Here is a 22,404-nt window from a genome sequence, read left to right on the forward strand (position 1 = left end):
GGCCCAGTCGGCCCCAAGCTGCGATTTTGGCCAAGTCGGAGAACGTTTTGGGAACGTGGCATTCGGTATTGACGATGGAAATCATAGAAGAGGACAGTTCGCTCCATCATAGGGAGTGGGTTGATGGATCGGAGTATTCCGGGCGGGGATTTGATCGGACGATGGAGCCTGAGCTTTGCCGATATTGATTTTGTAAATTCGAAGCCGGCCCTGACGCGCCTTGGCCTCGCCGCACAGCTGAAATTCTTCGCTTCCCTGGGGTTTTTCGCGATCGATCCCGGCTCAATCCCTACCGATGGCCTCTCGTATCTGGCCGAGCAACTCGGTGTCGAGGCTGGCGAGATAGCCGGTTATGACTTTTCCAGTCGGACAGCACGACGGCATTGTGCGGAGATCCTGATCCATCTTGGATATCACCGCATGAAGCGGGTGGATCGCGCGCAATTGACGGAATGGATTGCTGGCGAGCTGTGCCCGGGCGGCCAGTCGATCAATGCCATGCTTGAGCATGTTTTCCTGTGGTGCCGGGACCGGCGTATTTATGGGCCGTCGCGCAAGGAGCTTGAACGTGTCGTTCGCTCACAACGGCAAGATTATCTGGACACCTGGCTGATCGGAGCCAGTGATCGGCTTTCGTCAGATGCGGTGGCGTTATTGGAAGCCTCGCTTGCCGATCCGGACAGCTCGACCGGATTCAACAGGATGAAGGGTGACGCCGGACAGGCAACGCTCGACAACATTCTCGACGTGACCGAGAAACTCGCCTTTATCCAGAGACTTGATCTTCCCCATGATCTCCTGACGGCTACGGGCAAGCCATGGGTCGATCAGATTGTTCGCCGCGTTGCCGGTGAAAAGGCCTCGGAGATGCGCCGGCATGCGCCGGCGCGACAGCTCGGCCTTTATGCGATTTATCTAATGTCGCGGGAGGCGCAACTCACTGACGCGATGATCGACCTGCTGATCGAAACCGTTCACAAGATCGGAACGCGCTCGAAACGCAAGGTGGTGGGCGATATCGCGAAAGACATCGAGCGGGTCTATGGAAAGGAGCGCCTGCTGGTCGAGATCGCCAGCGCCTCGATCAATGAACCATCGGGGCGCATCTGCGATGTCATTTTCCCGATCGCCGGTAAGGCCAAGCTGGCGGCGATCGTCAAGGAGAGCCATGCGAAGGGCGCTCTGGACCGGCGCATCTACAAGGTGATGCGTGGTTCCTGGGCCAATCATTACCGGCGCATGCTGCCAAGCCTGCTTTCCGTACTTGAGTTCCGGTCGAACAACGCGGTGTGGCGGCCGGTCCTGGCGGCCCTCGACTGGATCAGGAGCAAGGTGGATGGCGGATGCCGCTTCGTGCCATTGCAGGATGTTCCGATCGATGAGGTGATTCCAGCGCGATGGCGCAGTTCCGTCATTGATGACGATGGGCGGGTAAACCGGATCAGCTATGAGCTTTGCGTCCTGACGCAACTGCGCGACCGCATCCGCTCCAAAGAAATCTGGGTGGTCGGGGCGGATCGCTATCGCAATCCCGATGACGATCTTCCCAAGGACTTCGAGATCAGGCGAGATGCGTACTATTCCGGCCTCAGCCTGACGCCAGATGCGCAGGCGTTTTGCGCCTCGATCCGGGAGGAGCTTGAACGGGAACTGTTGCTCCTCAATGCCAATATTCCACAAAACGACAAGGTCCGGCTCCTGTGGCGCGGCGACAACCGGATATCGATTACACCGTTCAAGCCCTTGCCCGAACCGAAGGGTCTCGCTTCGATCAAAAGCGAGATCGGTCAGCGCTGGCCGATGACCGGACTGCTGGACGTGTTGAAAGAGGCTGCTCTGGACACGGGATTGATGGATGCTTTCGAAACGTCGGCCTCGCGGGTTACCCTGTCGAAAGCAGCCTTGGCTCAGCGTCTTTTGCTGTGTCTCTATGGCTTGGGCACGAACGCCGGGCTCAAGCGGGTCGCTGGCGCAACACCCGATGTCAGTTACGAGGAATTGCTGCATGTCCATCGCCGTTTCATCCACGCGCCAGCGCTGAGGGAGGCGTGCGCGCGGGTAGCAAACGCGACACTGGCAATCCGCAATGCCGCAGTATGGGGAGATGCGGGCACGGCATGCGCGTCCGATTCAACGAAGTTCGGCGCGTGGGACCGCAACCTGATGACGGAATGGCACGCCCGCTATGGCGGCCGTGGCGTCATGATCTACTGGCATGTGGAGAAGCGCGCGACCTGCGTTTATTCCCAGCTCAAGCGGTGCTCTTCCTCGGAGGTCGCCTCCATGATCGAAGGCGTGCTACGCCATTGCACCGACATGGAAATCCAGCGCCAGTACGTCGATAGCCACGGCCAGAGCGCAGTCGGCTTTGCGTTCTGCCGACTCCTTGGATTTGAGCTTGCCCCGCGGCTGAAAGCAGTGGCACGCCAGAAACTGGCCCTTCCCCAAGCCGGCATGCGCACGCGGCTTTCCAATTTACTGCCGATCCTCTCCAGCCCGATCGACTGGGACGAGATCGAGCAACAATATGACGAAATGGTCAAATATGCCGCTGCCATGCAATCGCGCACCGCCGATCCGGAAGCGATCCTGCTCCGGTTTGCCAGAGCCGAAGTGATGCACCCGACCTACAAGGCGCTGAGTGAACTCGGCCGCGCGGTCAAAACAATCTTCCTATGCCGGTATTTGCGTCAGGAGGCATTCCGCCGCGAGATCCACGAAGGGCTGAATGTGGTTGAGAACTGGAACGGCGCTAATGGTTTCGTGTTCTTCGGCAAGGGCGGCGAGATCGCCACCAACCGCATCCATGAGCAGGAAATCTCCGTTCTGGCGCTACACCTCCTGCAAGCGTCGCTGGTGTATGTGAACACCCGCATGCTTCAGACCGTACTGGTTGAGCCGAAGTGGGCGGGGCGGATGACGCCGGAAGATTATCGTGGTCTCACGCCGTTGATCTACAGTCATGTGAACCCTTATGGCCGCTTCGACCTCGACCTGAACGACCGGATTGATTTTGGACGGCTTGCAGCGTGAGGCGGCTGATCGGCCTATAACATTTGGGTACACCCCAGAGTGATAGGGCCGAGTGACACCATTCGTCTGTCACAAAAGGGTGGGTTTGCGCTCAATGTGACGATACACTGCAAGAGCCACCCTAATGTGACGGATTTTGCACTTGGCTCGTATCGGATATGCCCGCGTCAGCACCACGGACCAGGATCTGGATATCCAGATTGGCCGCCTCAAGAATGCAGGTTGCGAAATTATCCGTTCCGAGACCGGATCGGGGGCCTCGCGGAGCGGGCGCACGGAACTGGAAACGATCATGCAGTTTATGCACACCGGCGACGAGCTGGTCGTGCTGCGGCTCGACCGGCTCGGCCGCTCCACGCGCGATGTCCTGAACCTGGTGCATGAGCTTGATGAAAAGGGAGCTTCGCTGCGCATCCTTGAGCCAGAGGTGACGACGGCGGGCGACATGGGGCGAATGGTCATCACCATACTCGGCATGGTCGCCGATATGGAGCTGAAGTTCATCAAGGATCGTCAGCGCGCCGGGATCGAAGCGGCGCGCGCCGAAGGCGTTTACAAAGGCCGGAAGAAGAACGTCGATGACGATGAAATCCGCCGTCGCCTTGCCGCCGGCGCCAGCAAGGCCCGCGTTGCCCGCGACCTGAAGGTCTCACGAATGACCGTCTATCGGGCGCTCGACATTATTCCGTCACAGACCAAACTGCCGGAAAAGCCGCCCACTGCCAGCATCGCCCTGCATCTGATTATCGAGAACTTCAACAAGCGTGGAAGAGGTAGAAAACCCGCTCGGGAGCGGATTGAGGCGATGCTGGAACGCGACTACGCCATGGTAAAAAACGGCAATTGTGATTACAAACTGACCGTCGCCTATGACCCCGATCCGGATGGCATTTCCCTTGATGAGGAAATCCAAAGCCTCCTCTCCGAGATGTTCAACATCGCAGAGAGCTACAATTGCTCCATGGAAGCCGATATCTACGAGGTCGGTGGTCAGCAACGGTCCTGGTAGAATCAATCAAGCGTTCAGTGTTCGTTCTTCAACCTGGCCAAAATCGCAGCTTCGGGCCGACTGGGCCATCATGGGGAATTGTAATTTATATGGCGGACAAGTCGGCCACTGCTTCGGCGGATCCTGAGGGCCTCGGCGAATCGGCAGCGTCCCCGCTTAAATCGCCACGCGTTCGCCTGGCGATGCTCATTAGCGCGATCTTGCTGCTCATTGGTGGCCTTGTCTGGTACTTGGATCATCAGAACCGGGGCCGATACATGCAGGTGACCGACAACGCCTATGTTGCGGCGGATTCCGTCATCACAGCGCCCAAGATCGCCGGATATGTTGAACGGGTGTTCGTTATCGAGAATCAGACGGTTCGGCAGGGGCAGTCTCTAGCTGAACTCGATCCCCGCGAATATCGGGCGCAGACTGAACAGATTACCAGCCAGATCGAAACGGCAACGGCTGCGGGGGATACGACGCGCTCTCAGATTTCCGAACAACAGGCAACCATAGCGCAAGCGCAAGCCCAGCTCGACGCGGCGCGCGCCGAGGCTGCTTTCGCCGCACAGCAGGTTACGCGATATCAGCCGCTTGCCGCATCCGGCGCCGAGCCAGGGGAGCGTTTCGCGCAGCTTCAGACGCAGGCACGGCAAGCTCGCGAGCGAACCAATGCTGCGCATGCCGCGCTGATTGCCGCGCAACGGCGTGTCGGTACACTGAGCGCGCAGGTACGTCAGGCCCAGTCGCAAGCAGAGGCCGCGCGTGCCCAACTCAAGGTGGCGCGCGTCAACGTCGAATCGACAGTGCTTAAGGCTGCCATCAATGGCCGTGTGGGCGACCTGGCTGTCCGTGTCGGGCAATTCGTGCAGCCCGGTACGCGCCTGATGACACTGGTTCCTGTCGATCGATTGTTCATAGAGGCGAATTTCAAAGAGACTCAACTGGGGCTTATGCGCGTCGGCCAGCCTGTTGGCATCGAAATCGATGCGCTCCCTGGCGTCGAACTGACCGGGCGTATTGCCAGTGTCGCTCCTGGCACGGGCGCCCAGTTCTCGGTGCTCCCCCCCCAGAATGCGACCGGAAACTTCACAAAGATCGTACAGCGCGTGCCTGTACGCATTGCAATCGATGCTCCTCTCGAAGTGCGCAGGCTCCTTGTGCCGGGAATGTCGGTTGGAGTAACGGTCGATACGCGTTCAGCCAGAGGAGAGATGGATCGACTCCGTCAGGCCGTAAGCCGGAAGCGTTGACAGTGGTCACGGTCACAGCATCTCCAGACGCAGCTCGTTCCGCGCGTGCGGACTTGACCGCTTGGATCGCTGTGGCTGCCGGCTCGCTCGGCGCACTGCTGGCGACCCTCGACATCTCGATCGTCAACTCGGCACTGCCAACGATCCAAGGCGAAATCGGAGCAACCGGCACTGAGGGAACGTGGATCGCCACCGCCTTTCTCGTTGCCGAGATCGTCGTCATTCCGCTGAGCGCTTGGCTGGAGCGGCTTTTGGGACTGAGAACCCTCCTTCTCATTTCCGTGACTGCCTTTACCGGGTTCTCCATCCTATGCGGCATCGCCACCGACCTTATGACGATGATCATCGGACGAACCGGGCAGGGCCTTATGGGAGGGCTGCTGATACCGACCGCCATGACGATTGTCGCAAAGCGACTCCCGCCACCCCAGCAGCCTATCGGGATGGCCCTTTTCGGAATGACAGTAATCTTGGGGCCCGTTCTTGGCCCCTTGCTCGGTGGCTGGCTGACGGAAAATTTGAGCTGGCATTATGCCTTCTTCGTCAATGTGCCGGTCTGCGGGATACTCCTCTTGCTCCTGTTGCTCGGCCTGCCGCACGAACGTACGAATTGGGTCTATCTTCGCGAGGCCGACTGGTTGGGTATTATAGGCCTGATCCTTGGCCTTGGAGGACTGACGATCGTGCTCGAGGAGGGGCACCGTGAAGACTGGTTCGAATCGACGCTTATCATCCGGCTGACGTTTATAACAGTAGCAGGGTTTGTGATGTTGGGGATCGGACAGATCCGGGCAACAAAGCCCGTCCTTAAGTTGCGAATCGTCATGAGCAGACAGTTCGGCAGCGTCGTTATAATGGCGCTAGCGCTGGGCATGGTGATGTACGGATCGACCTTCGTCATCCCGCAATTCCTGTCGCTTATCGCCGACTATAATGCCCTCGAGACCGGACAGGTCATTTTTCTCATGGGCGTTCCTGCCTTCTTTGTGATGCCATTCGTACCGTTTCTGATGCGGTTTGTCGACATCAGGCTGGCCGTTGGTGCTGGCCTCGCGCTTATGGCTGCTAGCTGCTTTGTGAACACCAGTCTCACAGTGGAATCCGCAGGCGAAGCCTTTACTACCGGTCAGCTGCTGCGCGGGGTGGGGATGATCTTTGTCATGCTCTTTCTGAACCAAGCCGCCATTACCTCAGTCAGCAAGGAGGATGCTGGAGATGCCTCGGGCATCTTCAATGCTGCGCGAAACCTCGGTGGCTCATTCGCTCTGGCGGCCCTGACGTCGTTCCAGGACCAGCGCATGTCACTCCACAGCCGACGGATGGAGGAAACGCTGTGGGCAAACGATCCAAGCGTGCAGGAGTATATCGCGGGGATGTCTCATACTCTGGGAAATATGGACGCCGGCCTTCAGTCGCTCGCTGGCACTATTCAGCAGCAGGCGTTCGTCATGACCTATAACGACATATTTTTGACGATGGCGGTAGCGACTTTTGTGACGCTCCCGTTCGTGTTTTTCCTTCGCCCGCTCCCCAAGGGGATGTCGCTGACGATGCATTGAGGTGGTAATGGCAAAGTTAAGTGGTCTCATCCTTCCGCTGCTCCTTGGTGGATGTGTGGTCGGCCCGGACTATTCCGGACCACCAGAGCTCGGCCAAGCCGCGCCGCGGCCAACATTCGTTCGTCAACCAGCAGATGCATCGACCAGCGAGCCTGAACTCGCCGAATGGTGGGCGACGCTGCAAGATCCGGTTCTCGATGAGCTCGAGCGGCGCACTCTTGTCGCGAATCCCTCGATTGATGTTGCGCAGGCCCGACTTCGCCAAGCCCGTGCGTCTGTACGCCAGGAGCGAGCAAACCGCCTGCCGACGGCTGGTGCTCAGGGCACGGCCATATTTGCCGATCTTCCCGGGATCGATCTCCAGACCAGTCAAGGAAGTACTACACCCACACCTGTTCCGGCGCCTTCATCCGCCCAGGATGCGGACACGTCTCTGCGTTTCTACAACCTTGGTCTGAACGCAAACTGGGAAATAGATCTCGCGGGCGGGCAGGTGCGAAAAATCGAAGCGGCAAACGCGCTGGCGGCGGCAGCGGCGTATAATGTTGCAGACGCAAAGGTCCAGCTCAGCGCTGAAGTCGCGCAGACCTATACCAATCTTCGTGACCGGCAGCAGCGCGCCGCCGCTTTTCGCGAAGGTCTCGACATTCAGCGGCAGCAGCTCGCCCTAGCCCGGCAGCGTTTCGGGCAAGGCACAATCCCGGCCTTTACTGTCGGCCAAGCGAACCGCGCGGTTCAGGCCACGATCAGCGATCTCGCCGCAGCCGATGCTGAGATCGTAATATATATGAATGCGCTAGCGGTTCTCGCCGGTGAAGCGCCGGGATCTCTCGATCCGCTATTGACGCCACGGCGCGATATCCCGATGCCCCCTGCGCGGGTGTCGATCGGAGACCCTTCGGCGCTCCTGCGTCGCCGTCCCGACATCCGCGCTGCGGAGCGCAGTCTCGCTGCCACAACTTCCCGGATAGGAGTCGCGGAAGCAGCTCGTTTTCCGAAAATCAGCTTCATGGGGATTCTCGGGATTGGCGGCACGTCGATCGGAGACCTGGTAGATCTGGGCAATATTTCCAACATCGCCGTCCCTCAGCTGCAATGGGGCTTGCTCGATTTTGGACGAACGTCAGCGGCGATATCACAGGCACGCTCTGGTCGCGATGAAGCCGAGGCACAATATCGGCAGGTAGTGCTCGGCGCGCTTGAGGATGCGGAGACGTCGCTTGCGCGCTTTGCACAGCAAAGGCGAAACGTCGCCGCTTTTGCCGAAATCAAGCGGTCAGCAGATGAAGCGGCAACGCTGATGCGGCAGCGCTATGCGCGGCAGGTCATTTCGAGAGGCGACGCTCTTGAGGCTGACCGCCAGCAGCGGCTTGCAGAGGCAAACCTGCACAGTGCGGTTGCGGCCCTCACCGCCAGCTATGTTGCCATACAGAAGTCGCTTGGACTGGGATGGACAGAAGCTGGGAGTCAAGCCTCAGCCCTTATGAGCAAATAATGATGGTATCTGTCCGGACTTGCCAATACAAGAATCGGCGGCCCTGCCCACCGCCAATGATGACTTTTGGCACAGGGCAACCCGCCTGTTCGGCATCCATCCTGCGGCCCTTGCGATTATACAGAGTTTCGCGGGGTAACGCGCCCCGGGGCGATTGCGATGTGTTTGACGGGGGTTGCCCCCGATAGGATGAAATACGGATTCACGACCGCATAGCCGGACGCAACATCGGACCGGAGACAACCATAGAGCAGTTTATCGGCCTCGACGTGTGATTGAATAGAATTTTCTGTCCGACGAAGATCTATCCCGCGGGGAGTTGTCCTGACCGCGTATACGACCTTGTACCCGACAGACGGCATCACCCGCAGACGGAAGATGGGGGCGCTTGTAAGACCAGCCAAGCTTACGACCTCACGACCATAGATCGACGAAGGGGGCACTTCAAGGTTTGTTACACGGACAGCGGTAAGTTGAACATAGAGGCAACATTGCGGGGTCAGATGAGCTTCGACCCCCTTCATGCAACTTGGTCGATGGGTTCGACGCCAAGATTGAGCGGCCTGAAGCCGTCGTTATCGACGCCATGGCCGGTGTTCTGCCAAAGATAGTCGCCGGTGAGGCTGATATGCCGCCAGCCCAGCGGCGCGACATGCGCAAGCAACTCGTTGGGGGCAGGCTCGCCCGATCGGCGTAGGTGATCGACTGCCCGGCCCATATAAAGTGTGTTCCAATAGATGATGGCGGCGGTGACAAAGTTCAGCCCCGATGCCTTGAGCGCCTGGTCCTCGAACGTGCGATCCCGCAACCGGCCCTGCTTGTGCGCGAAGACGGCCTGGGCGAGGAAATGCCGCGCTTCGCCCTTGTTCAGTCCGGCCTGGCACTGCTGCCGGAGCTGCTTCGATTCCAACCAGTCGATTGTGAACAGTGCGCGCTCGATGCGGCCCACCTCCTGGAGCGCGAAATCGAGACGGTTCTGACGGCGGTGCGCGGCCAGCTTCTTCAGCATGACCGACGGCAGCACGGCATGGGCCTTGATGGATGCGGCCAGACGGACCAGCTCGTCCCAGCTCTCGCGGATCACCGAGGTGTTGATCGGGCGGCCGATCAGGGGCGCCAGCGAAGGGTAGCGACTCTGGCCCTCGAATGTGCCGAGCTTGCGGTCTGCCAAGTCGCGCAGGCGCGGGACAAACCGGAAACCGAGCAGATGCGCCAGGCTGAACACATGGTCGGAACTGCCGCCGGTGTCGGCGTAATGGGTGGCCGGTTCGATGCCGGTTCCGTGGGCGACCAAACCGTTGAGGACGTAGGGCGCCTCGGCCGCGGTCGCCGAGATCAGCCGGGCGTGGAACGGGGCATAGGTGTCGGCGACGTGGGTATAGATCTTCTGCCCGGGTTCCGAGCCGTAATGCAGGTTGACGCTACCGGCGGACCCGCGGCGACCGCTCCTGAAGAACTGCCCATCCGAACTCGACGTGGTGCCGTCTCCCCAGAGCCGGGTGAGCGGCAGGGCGGCCTGCGCATCGATCAGGTGGCGCAGCGCGCCCGCATAGTTCTCGTCCGAGAGATACCAGCTGTGTGTCCACGCCAACTGCGCGTAACTGATACCCTGACTGGCGTTAGCCATTCGCTCGATCCCGAGATTGGTCGCGTCCGCCAGGATGGCCGCAAGAAGGGCCTCGGGATTGGGATGCGTCCGCCCCGAACGGAGTTCGGGGAAAGCTGACACAAAGCCGGTGCGTCTCGCCACCTCGGCCAGAAGCTCGGTGATGCGGACCTTAGGCATGATCCGATCAACGAGTGCATCGAGCTGGTCGGCTGCCGCGGGTGTCGTTGCCGCGACCGGGGTGACGCGCAATTCGTTGCCCCTCAGCTCGACGCCGTCGAGCGTGCCGCGCTTCAGTGCATTGCCGAACCGGCGCAGCCGCCAGTCGAGCAACTTGGCACGTCCGTCGAGGTAGCGGTCCACGTCGGTGTCGAAAGGCAGATTACCGGCGATTGCTGCGGCCTCGGAGCGGGGCAGCAGATAGGCATCGAAGCGAAGGTGGTCGCGGGTACCCTCCACCCACAGGTCTCCCGAGCCAAGCCGCTCGCGCACCATAGCGACGGTTGCCGTCTCATATCGTCTCCGATCGATGCTTCCGCCCTCCGTGATCGCGGCTTTCCAGCTCTTCGGGAATGGCATGGGTGCGTCGATCGGCACCTCGCGCTTGCCGGTCGCGTTCAACTCGCGCACCAGCTTTACGGCCGCGAGCACGCCATCGCGCGACCCCGTGGCCTTGAACCGGAATGCGTCCAGGAAAGCCGGCGCATATCGACGAAGCGTCATGTACTTGTCGGACGCCCTGACCAACGGCTCGTCACGAGCGAGATCGGCGATCGCGGACACCTCATCGGCCACACCCATCAACCGGTCCCAGCCAACGCCGGTCTCGAGCGCAGACCAAGGATCAAGCCCGTCTTCGCGCGCGACACGAAGCGTACCGATCGTCGATCCGAACATTCGCATGAGGCGGCCGACGTCCTTGGTGGTCGCCTCGTAGCGGCGTTTTTGCGAGGCTCGCGCCTTGGCGAATAGGAGCCCGGTCTGCTTGGCGAACATCTCGATCGCGGCATCGGCGAGCCGGGCTTCAAGGTCGATCATGGCCGCGGCCAAGGTCGCTCGCCGGCGACGGAGCGAATAGTCCGAGAGGAGGAATGCCGGCGCAACTGCTCCTTCACGTACGAGTTGGCGAAATCGGCGCTCGTGGATGCTCTCGGCCACCCGCGCGTCGATGCCGATGCCGCGGACGTAGGACAGGCGAGCGAGGATGCCGGCGAGATTTCGGGCGGATGGGCTGTCGCCCGTGTCGCGCAACCACGCGAGCGGGGTCACCCCACTTTTCTGATCGGCGACCAGCAAAGCGTCGAGGGCGCCGACCTGCCCTGGCGTGAGTGCGGCCACCACGATGTCGGCCGCGAGCTTGCGCGCCCTTGCCCTTCCTGCGATCCCGATCCGCTCGATGCGGGCTGGCGCCGGAAGAACGATGCGGCCTGCGCGAAGGTCGTCGATGATCGCAGTCGCAATGGCCATGCCGCGCTCGGTTCCTCTCGCCGCCTCGGTCGCGACGTCAAGTGCGCGCCCCACGTCGCCGGGCTCGAAGCCGCGCAGGCCCAGACTTCCCATTGCTTCCCAGGCGTGCTCGAGCCGGGTCTGTGCGCGGTGGGCATAGCCAGCCAGCGTGCTCGATCGCAAGCCGAGTTGGTCCGCTATGTAATGGGCCAGAAAGTCGGGCACCACCTCGTCGTGTCGTAATCCAAAGCCTGGATACTGCAGAAGCGCCAAGTGGAGCGCGAAGCCAAGCCGGTTGGCGTCGCCACGCCTCGCCTCGATCAGCGACCGATGCTCGGGCATGACGGTGTAGAACTTGGCGAGCGAGGCGCGGTCGAGCGGTACGCCGAACAGTGCTCGGCGCTCGTCTCCTGTCAGAAGGTCGCGTCGGGCCATACGACTCACTCCCGTCAACCAGTAAGCGTAGCCTTGCCGCGCCAGGGACGCGAGGTTTCGCAAAACTTGTAAGTTCCGCGACAGATCGGGACCACACGGAAAATCTGGTGTAAACGCTCGCGCTAAATGGCGGCGTTCTGATCGCGCTATTTGTCAGTTGCCGGGTCCGATGACGAGGCAATCGCGCGCGGCCTGAACGATGTCAGCGGTGACCTCCTCGACGCGGTTGAGGGTCATGATCCGCCGCATCTGCGCGAACAGGCGCTCCATGAGCCGGAAGTTGCCGCGCGTGATGCGGATCACGGCTGCCTGCGCTTCGATCGCGTCGAGTTGGGCCGGGTCGAAGCTGATCCCGAAATCGCCGGCGTGGGTCGCGAGCAGCAGCCGCATTTCGGTCTCGGTAAGCGGTTTGAACTCGTGGACGAAGCCGATCCGCGAGTAGAGCTGGGCATAGCGGGCGAGGCGCTTCTCCAAGCCCGGCATACCCATCAGGATCAGCCCGAAGCCGTGGCGATCGGCCATGTCGCGGAGATGTTCGAGCGACTTTATGGTCAGGCGGTCGGCCTCGTCGACGATGACGAGGGGGCAGGCGATGCGGGCGGCGTCATGGGTGATTTCGTCCTGCGAGCCGCCCGCGACCGTCAGCCGGGCATAGCCCAGCTTAATGAGGTTGAGGCCCAACACCGCGTCGATCGTCTTGGGCGTGTTGCTGACCGACACGGTGTAGAAGACGGCGCGGCAGCGAGCGACCTTTTCGCCAAGGAGCGCGGCAATGGGACGGAGCGCGGCATATTCCCCCAGGTCGGGGAAGCTGGAAAACTCGCGCGCCGATCGCGTCTTTCCGACGCCCGGCCGGCCATGACACACGCCGATATAGCGGTAGTGCGCGCAGGCTTCGGCAAACTCGACGAACCGGGCATGTTCGCGGGTCGCCAGGAACGGCTGCTCGACCAGGAACTCAATCGTCAGCGGCGTAGAGCCGGAGCCCTCGGTAGGTGGTGGGCCGGGAAGCCGTATCCTCTTGGTCGCCATCGAAGGTCTCCGTGGGGGCAGGCACCTGCTTGTCGCGCTCCTTCGCGCCGCGCCGGGCGCGCTGGATCGCGCGCAACGACGGGTGCCCAGCGTGCTCGGAGCTGAGCGCACGGCAGACGAACCGGCCCTGGTGGTAGACGTGGATCTCGGTCAGGTCGCGGGGGTCATAGACCGCCTCGACCTGCTCGCCGACGAAGGCCGCGAGCGTGGGTTCGACATAGCGCCTGCCCATCAGACGGATGCCGTCGCGCAGCACTTTACGGGGCTTGGGCACGTGCACGAGCAGCATGTCGAGCTGTTCAAGGCTGTCGGGCATTGCGGGCAGGAACCCGCCCTTCTGCCAGCGCGTGATCGGCGGTTCGCCGGTGCTGCCATGCGGGCGACGATGATAGACGCCGCACACGAACGCCTCGAAGCGGGCGCGCAGCTCGTCGAGCGTGAGCACTGGCGCCGACAGCGGCTTGCCCGCGATCAGGTGGCCGGGCAGGTCGGGCAGGAACATGTCGTTGATGGTGCGGAACAGCCGCTCGATCTTGCCGCGCCCGCGAGGACGCCCCGGCAGCGAATGGATGAGGCGGATTTTGAGGGCGATGCACGCCTGCTCGATATGCTCGGAGATGAAATCCGAGCCGTTGTCGACGTAAAGCTGTTCGGGAATGCCGCTGACGATCCATTCGGGATTGGGCTTGCGCCAGATCGCCTGCCGCAAGGCGTGCGCCGTGTTGAGGGCACTGGGGGCATCGAGGCTGAGGAAGTAACCGGCGATGGCTCGGCTGTGATCGTCAACGATGACGGTCAGCCAAGGACGCACCGGGGTTCCGGCATCATCGAGCACGAGAATGTCGAGAACGGTATGATCGGCCTGCCACATCTCGTTCGAGGTCGCGGCTTCGCGCCGATGCACTAGCTCGTGCTGGTCGCGGTAGACGGCCGGATCGGAGGCTGCGGCGATCTGGCTTGCCGGTATCGCCCTGACGACACGCGCGACGGCCGCATAGCTGGGGGTTCGGTGTCCATGCGCGATGGCGAGTTCCTGCACCTTTCGGTGAATGGCGGCGACCGGGGGTCGCGGGCGCTTGGTGGCGAGAGTGCGGGTCAGTTCGACCAGATGTTCCGGCAGGTGCAGCCTGCCCCGATCGTTGCGCGGCAGACGCGCGAGACCGGCAAGTCCTTCGGCACGGTAGCGCCCGAGCCAGCGCTGCAACGTCCGCTCGCTCAGCGTGCCGGTGCGGGCGAGGTCCGCGAGCGGGATGCCATCGGCGAGGTGCGGTTCAAGGACGCGGTAGCGCTCGATCGCCAGCGGCGGGACAAGCGCCGGATGCGTCACCGCCGACGGTCCGTGTCGCAGGTAAGGAAAACGGAGATTTGCCTGCCCATCGCCATGCGAGTCCGCTCGCGTTGCCAAACCGGCCTGTTCGACGTAAATCTACCCGGTAAAGAAAACTAGGGCAACATAGACCTGCCGATGACGACTTTCTTCCCAAACCGCGCCCGATCGGGGCGCCACCGGCCCTACGCATGAAAATCGGTTACGCCCGCGTATCGACCGCCGAGCAGAACCTGGACCTCCAGCGTGATGCGCTGAAGGCTGCCGGCTGCGAGAAGGTCATCACCGACAAGGCCTCCGGGGCGACTGCCGCTCGCCCTGGATTGGAAAAGGTGAAGGAGCTGCTTCGCGCCGGCGACACACTGGTGGTCTGGCGCCTCGACAGGCTCGGCCGCTCGCTCCGTGATCTGATCGGATGGATGACCTACCTCGACGAGGAAAAGGTCGGGCTGCTGAGCCTGCACGAGGCGATCGACACGACCACCACGTCGGGCAAGCTTACCTTCCACCTGTTCGGGGCATTGGCGGAGTTCGAGCGCAACCTGATCCGCGAGCGGACCCAGGCCGGTCTCACCGCAGCCCGCGCTCGCGGCAAGAAGGGTGGCCGGCCGGCCGCACTCGGCAAGGAAAAGCGCGACCTGCCCGTCAGGCTCTACCACGAGAACACGATGCCGATCGCCAAGATTTGCTCGATGCTCGGCATCTCCAAGCCAAAACTCTACGCCTATGTGCGATCGGCCGAGACCAAGCCGGTAGCCGCGTAGCGACGCTCGCCGACAAATAGCGCGATCAGAATGCCGCCACTTAGCGCGAGCGTTTACACCGTTCGCGGTCCCGATCGGCCCAGCGTCCCCCGGAACCGTTCGTTATCGGGAAGGCATCTAAGCGGTCTGCACCATCCTTCATCTAAAGTTCTCCAAGCGCTTCTGAGGATTTTCGGGCGCACCAAAAGCACTTGCTCCTCCAGTGGCTGGAGCATGTAACCGCAATTTGCTCTCCTGCGGACGGGGGGCTGGAGGTGGCTTTTTGACGGCCCGTGTTGAAGCAATCGGTATGTCTCGACGCTCATTAGTGGCGCGGCTGGTGGCCTGTGGAACCGGCTTGGTGCTCGGTTCTCCAACGCTCGCGCGACAGACTTCCCGGTCTGCGGGCTCGTGGAACTTCGGTGCGGCTCACCTCGAATGGGAGCCGCTGGAAGTCGGCACGGGTGATACCCTCCTTGTTTCGGCACAAGTGCGCGGAGTGCCGGTGCGGGCGGTGCTCGACAGTGGCAGCGGCGCGTCGATCATGAGCACGGCGCTCGCGGCGAAGCTCGGCTTGAACGATGGTGAGCGGCGCATGATTAGCGGGCTGAGCGCCAAGGCCCCGGTGCTGCTGGTCCGCGACATCGACGTACAGCTCGCCCGCGAAACCCGTCGCTTACCCTTTGCCGTCGTTGGTGATCTGAGTTCAGTGTCGGCGGCCTTTGGACGACCGATCGATATCCTCCTCGGTGCCGATATGTTCACGGGTAGCTGCATCGCGCTCGATTTCGCGAAAAGGCGTATGGCGGTCGTCAAGTCAGGCACGTTTCTCGCCGGTCCCGACTGGCGCGCTGTCGCGCTCGGGCGCGGTGCCAAGCAGGAGCTGTTCATTCGAGCTTCCGTCTCGGGTTTGCCTCCCGTGCCCTTGATGATCGATCTTGGCAGCTCGGCCGCGCTGATGCTCTCGTCGGCCTATGCCCGCGATCAAGGGCTGTTGAACGGGAAGCTCGTCTCGACCGCGGCGATCGGCGGCGTCGATGGTGTGCGTATCAACGATGCTTTCACGATCCAGAACATCAACATCGAAGGGCTTGGCGTCTCGAACGTCCCCACACTCGGGATGAGAGCTTGGCTCTCCACCAGCACGGTTGGCAATGTCGGCCTACCGCTGATCGCTCAATTCGACGTGGTGTTCGACGTGACCGCCGGATTCGTGTGGCTCCGGCCACTCGGTCCTCGTCGTCGCCTGCCGATGCTGAAGGACCGTAGCGGCCTTGGCCTCGCGGCCTCACCAACGGCGCTCACCGTTGTTCATGTGGCGGCGAACAGTCCCGCGGAAAAGGCTGGCTGGGCGGTCGGCGACCGGATCGTGGCGGTGAACGGCCATTCGATCGATGCGAACTATACGCGTGGGGAGCTCTGGCAAGTGCGCTCCCGGCCTGCTGGCACCCTCGTAAAGCTGACGATGGCCTCGGGTGATGTGCGCGAGCTCAGGCTGGCCGATTATTATTGATCGGCTTGAGGGTGGCCTTTGCCGATCGCCTTCATGATCCGACAATCGGCCATGCGCGCCTTGGTGCAGCTCTGGCTGAGCATTGCCAACTCATCCCGCAACACCGCGAGTTGCGCCAGTCTCTCCTCCACATCCTTGAGGTGCTGAGCAGCGATAGCTGAGGCGGCACCACAATCCTGGTCCGGGTTCTGCGCCAGCCCCATCAACGAACGGATCTCGTCGACGGAGAAGCCAAGCCGGCGACCGTTGCGGATGAAGTGCAAACGCTCAATGTCACTGGCATCGTAGGTTCTGCGACCCGACGCCGTGCGAGGGGCGGATCGGAGCAACCCGATCGACTCATAAAAGCGGATCGTCGTCACCTTCGTCGAGGTCTCGCTGGCGAGCTGCCCAATCATCACCGGCTTCATCATGCCATCCTTGCTTATGCGAACGTGTCGCACATTTCGCTTGCTTCTACAGCGACTGGAGGTGGTAAGGAAGGCCGCATGAATGCTTCTACCGAAAGCTGCGGGTGCCACGGGGAGCCCGCGCGCGCGCAAACCGATCCGGCCTATCGCCGTGCGCTGCTGACCGTCGTGGTGCTCAACCTCGGCTTCGGAGTCGCCGAGCTGTTCGGCGGGTTCATCGCCGATAGCCAAGCGCTGAAAGCGGATTCCCTCGATTTTCTCGGGGACGGGTCGATCAGCCTTATCGGTCTTCTCGCGCTTGCCTGGTCCGCACGGGCGAGGGCAAAGGTCGCGCTGACGCAGGGGTTGTTTCTCGGTGCGCTTGGCGTGGGCGTAATCGGTTTCGCGATTTGGCGCGCCCTGAACGCAACCGCGCCCGATGCCGAACTGATGGGCACAATCGGCGTTGTCGCGCTCGCGATCAATGTCGTGTCCGCCTTGGTGCTTGCGCGTTTCCGGGAAGGGGACGCCAATGTTCGCGCGATCTGGCTGTTCAGCCGCAACGACGCGCTCGCCAACGTGGCGGTGATCGCCGCGGCCGGTCTGGTGGCGTGGACAGGAAGCGCCTGGCCGGACCTCGCCGTCGCCGGCCTCATCGCCCTCCTGTTCCTCCACTCCGCTTATGAAATCGTCACTGGCGCTCGGCGCGAATTGGGAGAGCGGTAGTGCGTCTGCTCGCGTTGATCCGGGCAATGCTCTCGTTGCGGCTGCTCTCCGCGCTCGCGGCGCTGCTGATCCCTGCTGCGGCAATCGCCGAACCCGGCGACGTGCAAACCGCATGGCGGCTGCTCGACTATATGGCCGTCGATTATGGCGGCGCGGTCGCCAACGGTCGGATCAAGAGCACGTCGGAATATGCCGAGATGACGGAGTTCGCCGCGTCGGTCTCGACACGGTTTCAGGGCCTGCCGGCGAAGCCGGAGCGTCAAGCCCTCATCCAGCGGGCTGCCAACCTCCAGGCGGTGATCGCGGAAAAGGGACCGACTGAACAGGTGGCAACATTGGCGCACGGGCTCGCGGCCGATCTGTTGCGCGCCTACCCGGTGCCGCTCGCGCCCGATAAGGCTCCGAACCTCGTCTCCAGCGATGCCCTGTTCCGACAATCCTGCGCGTCCTGCCACGGGATGACGGGCAACGGCCGTGGCCCTGACGCCGCCAAGCTCGCTACGCCCCCGATTGCTTTCACCGATGCCGAGCGCGCGCGCCAGCGCAGCGTGTTCGCGCTCTATCAGGTGGTGACGCAAGGCATCGACGGGACCGCGATGCAGAGCTTCGCCGATCTGCCCAACGATCAGCGCTGGGCGTTAGCATTCCGAGCCGGGAGCTTCGCCTTCACGGATGCGCAGGCGCGCGAAGGCGAGCGGCTTTGGAAATCCGACCCGACCCTTCGCCGGCGCATTCCGGACCTGAAAACCCTGGTCGCGCTCACCCCGGCCGCGCTCGGCGCGGCGATCGGCGACGCCAAGGCTGACCCAGTGCTCGCGTTCCTGCGTCGTCATCCCGAACAGGTGATACAACAGGCTCCCGGCTCGCTCGCGGTCGCCCGCGCCAAACTCGCCGAAAGCGTGGCGGCTGCGCGGCGCGGCGATGCGCGCATGGCGAAAGAGCTGGCGCTGTCGGCCTATCTCGATGGGTTCGAGCCGATCGAGCCAACACTCACCGCGCGCGACGCGACGCTGATGGGTCGAATCGAGGGCGCGATGGGGGAGTTCCGCGCCTCGATCGACCGGGGCGCGTCGCCCGATGATCTCGCGGAGAAGGTCGCAGTACTGGGCGGCCTTTTCGACGATGCGGAAGCGGCGCTCGCGCCTGATGCCGCCACCGAAGCGTCCACGTTCCTGGGCGCGTTCACGATCCTGCTGCGTGAAGGGCTCGAAGCCCTGCTCATCGTTGTCGCCATGATCGCGTTCCTGCGTAAAGCCGAGCGCGGCGAGGCGCTGCGGTACGTGCATGGCGGCTGGGTCAGCGCGATCATCGCGGGCGGGATCACCTGGGCGGTCGCCACCTATGCGATCGGGCTCAGCGGTGCGAGCCGGGAGCTGACGGAAGGGTTTGGCTCGCTGTTCGCCGCGGTCGTGCTGCTCTCGGTCGGGATTTGGATGCACGGCAAGGCGCAGGCCGATCAGTGGCAGCGCTATATTCGCGAGAAGATGTCGCGGGCGCTCTCGGGCGGGTCGGGCTGGTTCCTGTTCGGGCTGGCGTTCGTCGTAGTTTATCGCGAGGTCTTCGAGACGATCCTGTTCTATGCCGCGCTTTCGGCGCAAGGTGACAACGGGATGCTTCTCGCGGGGGCCGGGTCGGCGATTGGACTGCTCAGCCTGATCGCTTGGGCCATGCTTCGCTACAGTCGCAAGCTGCCGATCGCGCAGTTCTTCCGCTATAGCTCCTGGCTCATGGCGGTCCTGACCGTCGTGCTGGCGGGTAAAGGCGTCGCCGCGCTCCAGGAAGCCGGCCTTATCAACATCGCACCGCTCGCGGACGTGCCACGGCTGTCGATGCTCGGCGTGTTTCCCACTTGGCAATCGGTGCTGGCGCAACTCCTGATGGCGGTCGCCATTGCGGTCGGGTTCGCCTGGAACGGGCGCGACCGATCCCGCTCGGGTTCCGGCTCAGTGACCCTTGGTTCGAATTAGTGCAATGACATGAAAACCCTTCCGTGATAGAGGCAAGCTAGTGCGAGCCTTTTTGCCTTTCCTGACATGCCTGATGCTGGTCCTGACCAGCTTCTCCGGCATGGCCCATGCCGCCGATCTGGCGGGGGGAAGCATCGCGGGCGTTGAGTTCACGGTCCATACCGCCGGTGACATCGATCAGGTGCCATCGGACTCGGACAAGAATGTCCCGCATCATCACAATTATTGTCACGGACACGACGTCGGCGCGCCTGCGCGCACGACGATGGAATATACCCCCGTCCTCACAGTGCCCAAGCCGACAATCTCCGCCTCTGCGTCGCTCGACGGCCGCACCGGCATGGTCCATTTGAGGCCCCCCCAAGCCTGACGTCCGATTTGGGCGTGCGTTGGCGCGCCCCTGTCGATCATCGTCAGGAGTCCTATTTTCATGAATCGTATCCTCGCGGCCATGCTGGCCGCAGCGTCTTGCGCCACGATGGCGCAGGCGCAGGTCGGACCGTCCGCGCCTGTTGCGCAGGATGCGCCGGTCTACACGCTTGACCAAGCGGTCAGTGCAGCGGGCGGTTCGGCCCCTGCTGCGGAAGCGGCGACAGCTGGAATCGACGCGGCCCGTGCAGGTCGCACAGTCGCCGGCTTGCGGCCCAATCCGGTGGTTCAAGGCCAAGTCGAGAATGTCATCGGCTCCGGGCCGTATCGGGGGGTCCGCAGCGCGGAAACCACGGTCGGCTTTGCGATCCCGATCGAGCTAGGCGGCAAGCGCGGCGCCCGCGTCGCGGTCGCCAATGCGCAATTGTCCCGGGCCGAGATCCAGGCCGCGATCATCGCGGCGGATGTCCGGCTTCAGGTAACGCAGCTCTATGTCGAAGCGGTCGCGGCCGATCGCCGGGTAATGACAGCCCGCGATCAGGCCCGGATCGCCAGCGATGCGCTGCGGGCCGCGAGCGTTCGCGTGCAGGCAGGGCGGGCATCGCCACTCGAGCAACAGCGCGCGGATGTCGCGCGTATCAATGCCGACGCCAATGTGGAGCGGCAGCTTCGCTTGGCCGAGGCGGCCCGCGCCAATCTGGCGCGTCGGATCGGACGGCCGATCGACGGCCTGCTCGATGACACGCTGCTCGATCGCCTTCCCGGTGTGAACGTCTATGGGCCGTTGGCACCGGTCAACACGACCGGCACACTCGCGCTGGCGGCAGCCAACGCGGATTTCTCCATTGCCGAAGCCGGCGTGCGGCTCGCGCGCGCCAATCGCGTGCCTGACCTGAACGTCGGGCCGTCGATCCGCCGCCTGGAAGCGACCAACGACATGGCGGCGGTGTTCAGCGTGTCGATCCCGATCCCGGTGTTCAACAATGGTCGCGCCGCGATTGCGCAGGCGACCGCGCAGCGGACCCAGGCGGATGCGCAGCGCCGCGTGACCGCGCTCGACATCGAACAGGCGATCACGGACGCGCAGGCGCAGGCGGCCAATGCCGCAACGACGGCTCGTGCGGCGTCGGGGCCGGCGCTGGCGGCTGCACAGGAGGCCGCCCGCATCGCGCGGATCGGCTATCGCGAGGGCAAGTTCGGCCAGCTCGAATTGCTCGATGCTGAACGCACGCTCGCCGAAACGCGGGTCGCCGCGATCGACGCGCTTGCCAATTACCAGAATGCCCGCGCGCAAGTGGAGCGACTGACCGCTCGTGCGCCCAATGGGGGGAATCAGTGATGAAGAGCTTTTATCTCGCGGGCGCGGCGTCGCTCGCCCTGCTCTTGGCTGCCTGCGGCGGCAAGGATGGCGGAAACGAGGCAACTGCCGAAGGCGCAGCTGCCAATGAGACGGCAGCGGGCACGGAAAAGGGCGGTGCTGAAGGCGGTCATGCCGGTGAAGGCGTCGTCACATTGGGTGCCGACCAGATCGCCACAGCGGGCGTCCAGGTCGGACGGCCGATCATCGGCGGGGCCGGGACGATCGAGCTGCCCGCGATCATCGAGGGCGACCCACAGGGAACGCAGGTCGTCTCGGCCGCAATTGCGGGACGCGTGGTCGCGCTCACCCGTAACCTCGGCCAATCGGTCGGACGCGGCCAGACCATTGCGGTCATCGAAAGCCGCGAGGCGGCGCAGATCAAGGGCGAGGTCGAGGCGGCGCGGGCGCGGCTTCAGCTCGCTAATTCGAACCTCGCGCGCGAACAGCGGCTGTTCGCGCAGAGAGTCTCCCCTGAACAGGATCTGATCGCCGCCCGCACAGCGGCGACGGAGGCGCGGATCGCCCTGACGCAGGCGCAGAGCATGGTTTCGGCGGCGGGTGTCGGCGGCGGCGGGCTCAACCGGCTCGGCATTGCCGCGCCGATCTCGGGCCAGATCATTGCGCGCCCCGTGACGCTGGGACAAACGGTCGCGGCGGATGCCGAACTCTATCGCATCGCCAACCTGAGCCAGGTGGCGATCGCGCTTAATCTCAAGCCCGAGGATGCGGGCCGGGTGCGTCCCGGCAATACGGTGCTGGTGAAGGCGGCAGGCCGTCAGGCGACCGCCCGCGTGACCTTCGTGTCGCCGGCGCTTGATCCGCAGACGCGGCTCGTGCCTGCGCTCGCCACCCTCGACAATCGCGGTGGCGAATGGCGGGTCGGCGAGCCTGTGACGGCAGCCGTGCAGCTCACGGGCAGCGGCGGGAGCGGGGCGGTCCGCGTGCCGACGACGGCGGTCCAGAGTTTCGAGGGCAAGTCGGTCGTGTTCGTGCGCACGCCCACCGGCTTCAAGGCGACCCCGGTCCAGCTCGGCGATGCGTCGGGCGACACGGTGATCGTCCGGTCGGGCCTGACCGGCAACGAACAGATCGCCACCACCGGAAGTTTCACGCTCAAGGCCGAGATCGGCAAGGGCGAAGCGAGCCACGAGGATTAA

16 protein-coding genes are annotated in these 22,404 nt (G+C 63.1%); 12 read left to right on the forward strand and 4 right to left on the reverse strand.

The genetic code is table 11. The annotated features are described in order from the left end of the window. Positions 1-123: 123 nt before the first annotated feature. The 5 genes from RLDS_RS30885 to RLDS_RS0127575 all read left to right on the forward strand — a co-directional run bounded on the left by RLDS_RS30885 (position 124) and on the right by RLDS_RS0127575 (position 8,334). On the forward strand, positions 124-3,033 hold the full coding sequence (locus tag RLDS_RS30885; protein ID WP_021224283.1) for a Tn3 family transposase: 2,910 nt from the start codon (positions 124-126) through the stop codon (positions 3,031-3,033). Between the two features lie 142 nt (positions 3,034-3,175). Further along, on the forward strand, positions 3,176-4,042 hold the full coding sequence (locus RLDS_RS30890; protein ID WP_006953933.1) for a recombinase family protein: 867 nt from the start codon (positions 3,176-3,178) through the stop codon (positions 4,040-4,042). A gap of 89 nt (positions 4,043-4,131) precedes the next feature. Further along, positions 4,132-5,280: an HlyD family secretion protein gene (locus RLDS_RS30895; RefSeq protein ID WP_009824032.1), complete on the forward strand. Its 1,149-nt coding sequence runs from the start codon at positions 4,132-4,134 to the stop codon at positions 5,278-5,280. A gap of 2 nt (positions 5,281-5,282) precedes the next feature. Beyond that, entirely contained in the window at positions 5,283-6,839 is a 1,557-nt protein-coding gene (locus tag RLDS_RS30900; RefSeq protein WP_050763086.1) for an MDR family MFS transporter, read from the forward strand. Between the two features lie 7 nt (positions 6,840-6,846). Continuing rightward, positions 6,847-8,334 carry an efflux transporter outer membrane subunit gene (locus RLDS_RS0127575; protein WP_050763085.1) on the forward strand — a complete coding sequence of 496 codons (1,488 nt, stop codon included), beginning with the start codon at positions 6,847-6,849 and terminating at the stop codon, positions 8,332-8,334. A 520-nt stretch (positions 8,335-8,854) separates the two neighbouring features. Here RLDS_RS0127575 and RLDS_RS30905 read toward each other — a convergent pair. The 3 genes from RLDS_RS30905 to RLDS_RS30915 form a co-directional block, all read right to left on the reverse strand. Then, positions 8,855-11,821 (reverse strand): Tn3 family transposase, encoded by a 2,967-nt coding sequence (locus RLDS_RS30905; RefSeq protein WP_021224430.1) that lies wholly within the window; start codon positions 11,819-11,821, stop codon positions 8,855-8,857. Positions 11,822-11,974: 153 nt separating this feature from the next. After that, positions 11,975-12,853: an AAA family ATPase gene (locus RLDS_RS55015; RefSeq protein ID WP_009824028.1), complete on the reverse strand. Its 879-nt coding sequence runs from the start codon at positions 12,851-12,853 to the stop codon at positions 11,975-11,977. Beyond that, positions 12,780-14,180 (reverse strand): Mu transposase C-terminal domain-containing protein, encoded by a 1,401-nt coding sequence (locus tag RLDS_RS30915; RefSeq protein WP_021224431.1) that lies wholly within the window; start codon positions 14,178-14,180, stop codon positions 12,780-12,782. The genes RLDS_RS55015 and RLDS_RS30915 overlap by 74 nt, the downstream gene beginning before the upstream one ends. Positions 14,181-14,371: 191 nt before the next feature. Between RLDS_RS30915 and RLDS_RS30920 the strand changes: the two genes are divergently transcribed. Beyond that, entirely contained in the window at positions 14,372-14,944 is a 573-nt protein-coding gene (locus tag RLDS_RS30920; protein WP_021224432.1) for a recombinase family protein, read from the forward strand. Positions 14,945-15,233: 289 nt separating this feature from the next. Beyond that, entirely contained in the window at positions 15,234-16,436 is a 1,203-nt protein-coding gene (locus tag RLDS_RS30925) for an aspartyl protease family protein (protein ID WP_013039112.1), read from the forward strand. Here RLDS_RS30925 and RLDS_RS30930 read toward each other — a convergent pair. Continuing rightward, the gene (locus tag RLDS_RS30930) at positions 16,430-16,846 is read right to left on the reverse strand and encodes a MerR family transcriptional regulator (RefSeq protein WP_004212867.1); all 417 of its coding nucleotides are present in this window, start codon (positions 16,844-16,846) and stop codon (positions 16,430-16,432) included. The genes RLDS_RS30925 and RLDS_RS30930 overlap by 7 nt on opposite strands. A gap of 78 nt (positions 16,847-16,924) precedes the next feature. On the opposite strand from RLDS_RS30930, the gene RLDS_RS30935 reads away from it, so the two are divergent. From RLDS_RS30935 to RLDS_RS30955, 5 genes are all read left to right on the forward strand, one after another. After that, positions 16,925-17,551: a cation transporter gene (locus tag RLDS_RS30935; RefSeq protein WP_004212870.1), complete on the forward strand. Its 627-nt coding sequence runs from the start codon at positions 16,925-16,927 to the stop codon at positions 17,549-17,551. After that, positions 17,551-19,518, forward strand: coding sequence for a cytochrome c/FTR1 family iron permease (locus RLDS_RS30940; protein WP_021224433.1), 1,968 nt, complete (start codon positions 17,551-17,553; stop codon positions 19,516-19,518). The genes RLDS_RS30935 and RLDS_RS30940 overlap by 1 nt, the downstream gene beginning before the upstream one ends. Before the next feature lie 73 nt (positions 19,519-19,591). Continuing rightward, entirely contained in the window at positions 19,592-19,888 is a 297-nt protein-coding gene (locus RLDS_RS30945) for a hypothetical protein (RefSeq protein ID WP_007406840.1), read from the forward strand. A 60-nt stretch (positions 19,889-19,948) separates the two neighbouring features. Further along, positions 19,949-21,226, forward strand: a complete 1,278-nt coding sequence (locus RLDS_RS30950; protein WP_004212875.1) for a TolC family protein — start codon at positions 19,949-19,951, stop codon at positions 21,224-21,226. Then, entirely contained in the window at positions 21,226-22,404 is a 1,179-nt protein-coding gene (locus tag RLDS_RS30955; RefSeq protein ID WP_021224434.1) for an efflux RND transporter periplasmic adaptor subunit, read from the forward strand. The genes RLDS_RS30950 and RLDS_RS30955 overlap by 1 nt, the downstream gene beginning before the upstream one ends.

The sequence above is a fragment of the Sphingobium lactosutens DS20 genome (assembly GCF_000445105.1).
In the GTDB taxonomy this organism is placed as follows: domain Bacteria; phylum Pseudomonadota; class Alphaproteobacteria; order Sphingomonadales; family Sphingomonadaceae; genus Sphingobium; species Sphingobium lactosutens.

Excerpts from the sequence above, each read along its gene's own strand:
- RLDS_RS0127575 (WP_050763085.1), top strand. The coding sequence starts at position 6,847 with ATGGCAAAGTTAAGTGGTCTCATCCTTCCGCTGCTCCTTGGTGGATGT.
- RLDS_RS30895 (WP_009824032.1), top strand. The coding sequence starts at position 4,132 with ATGGCGGACAAGTCGGCCACTGCTTCGGCGGATCCTGAGGGCCTCGGC.
- RLDS_RS30930 (WP_004212867.1), bottom strand. The coding sequence starts at position 16,846 with ATGAAGCCGGTGATGATTGGGCAGCTCGCCAGCGAGACCTCGACGAAG.
- RLDS_RS30925 (WP_013039112.1), top strand. The coding sequence starts at position 15,234 with ATGTCTCGACGCTCATTAGTGGCGCGGCTGGTGGCCTGTGGAACCGGC.
- RLDS_RS30945 (WP_007406840.1), top strand. The coding sequence starts at position 19,592 with ATGCTGGTCCTGACCAGCTTCTCCGGCATGGCCCATGCCGCCGATCTG.
- RLDS_RS30885 (WP_021224283.1), top strand. The coding sequence starts at position 124 with ATGGATCGGAGTATTCCGGGCGGGGATTTGATCGGACGATGGAGCCTG.
- RLDS_RS30955 (WP_021224434.1), top strand. The coding sequence starts at position 21,226 with ATGAAGAGCTTTTATCTCGCGGGCGCGGCGTCGCTCGCCCTGCTCTTG.
- RLDS_RS30950 (WP_004212875.1), top strand. The coding sequence starts at position 19,949 with ATGAATCGTATCCTCGCGGCCATGCTGGCCGCAGCGTCTTGCGCCACG.
- RLDS_RS30920 (WP_021224432.1), top strand. The coding sequence starts at position 14,372 with ATGAAAATCGGTTACGCCCGCGTATCGACCGCCGAGCAGAACCTGGAC.
- RLDS_RS30905 (WP_021224430.1), bottom strand. The coding sequence starts at position 11,821 with ATGGCCCGACGCGACCTTCTGACAGGAGACGAGCGCCGAGCACTGTTC.
- RLDS_RS55015 (WP_009824028.1), bottom strand. The coding sequence starts at position 12,853 with ATGGCGACCAAGAGGATACGGCTTCCCGGCCCACCACCTACCGAGGGC.
- RLDS_RS30935 (WP_004212870.1), top strand. The coding sequence starts at position 16,925 with ATGAATGCTTCTACCGAAAGCTGCGGGTGCCACGGGGAGCCCGCGCGC.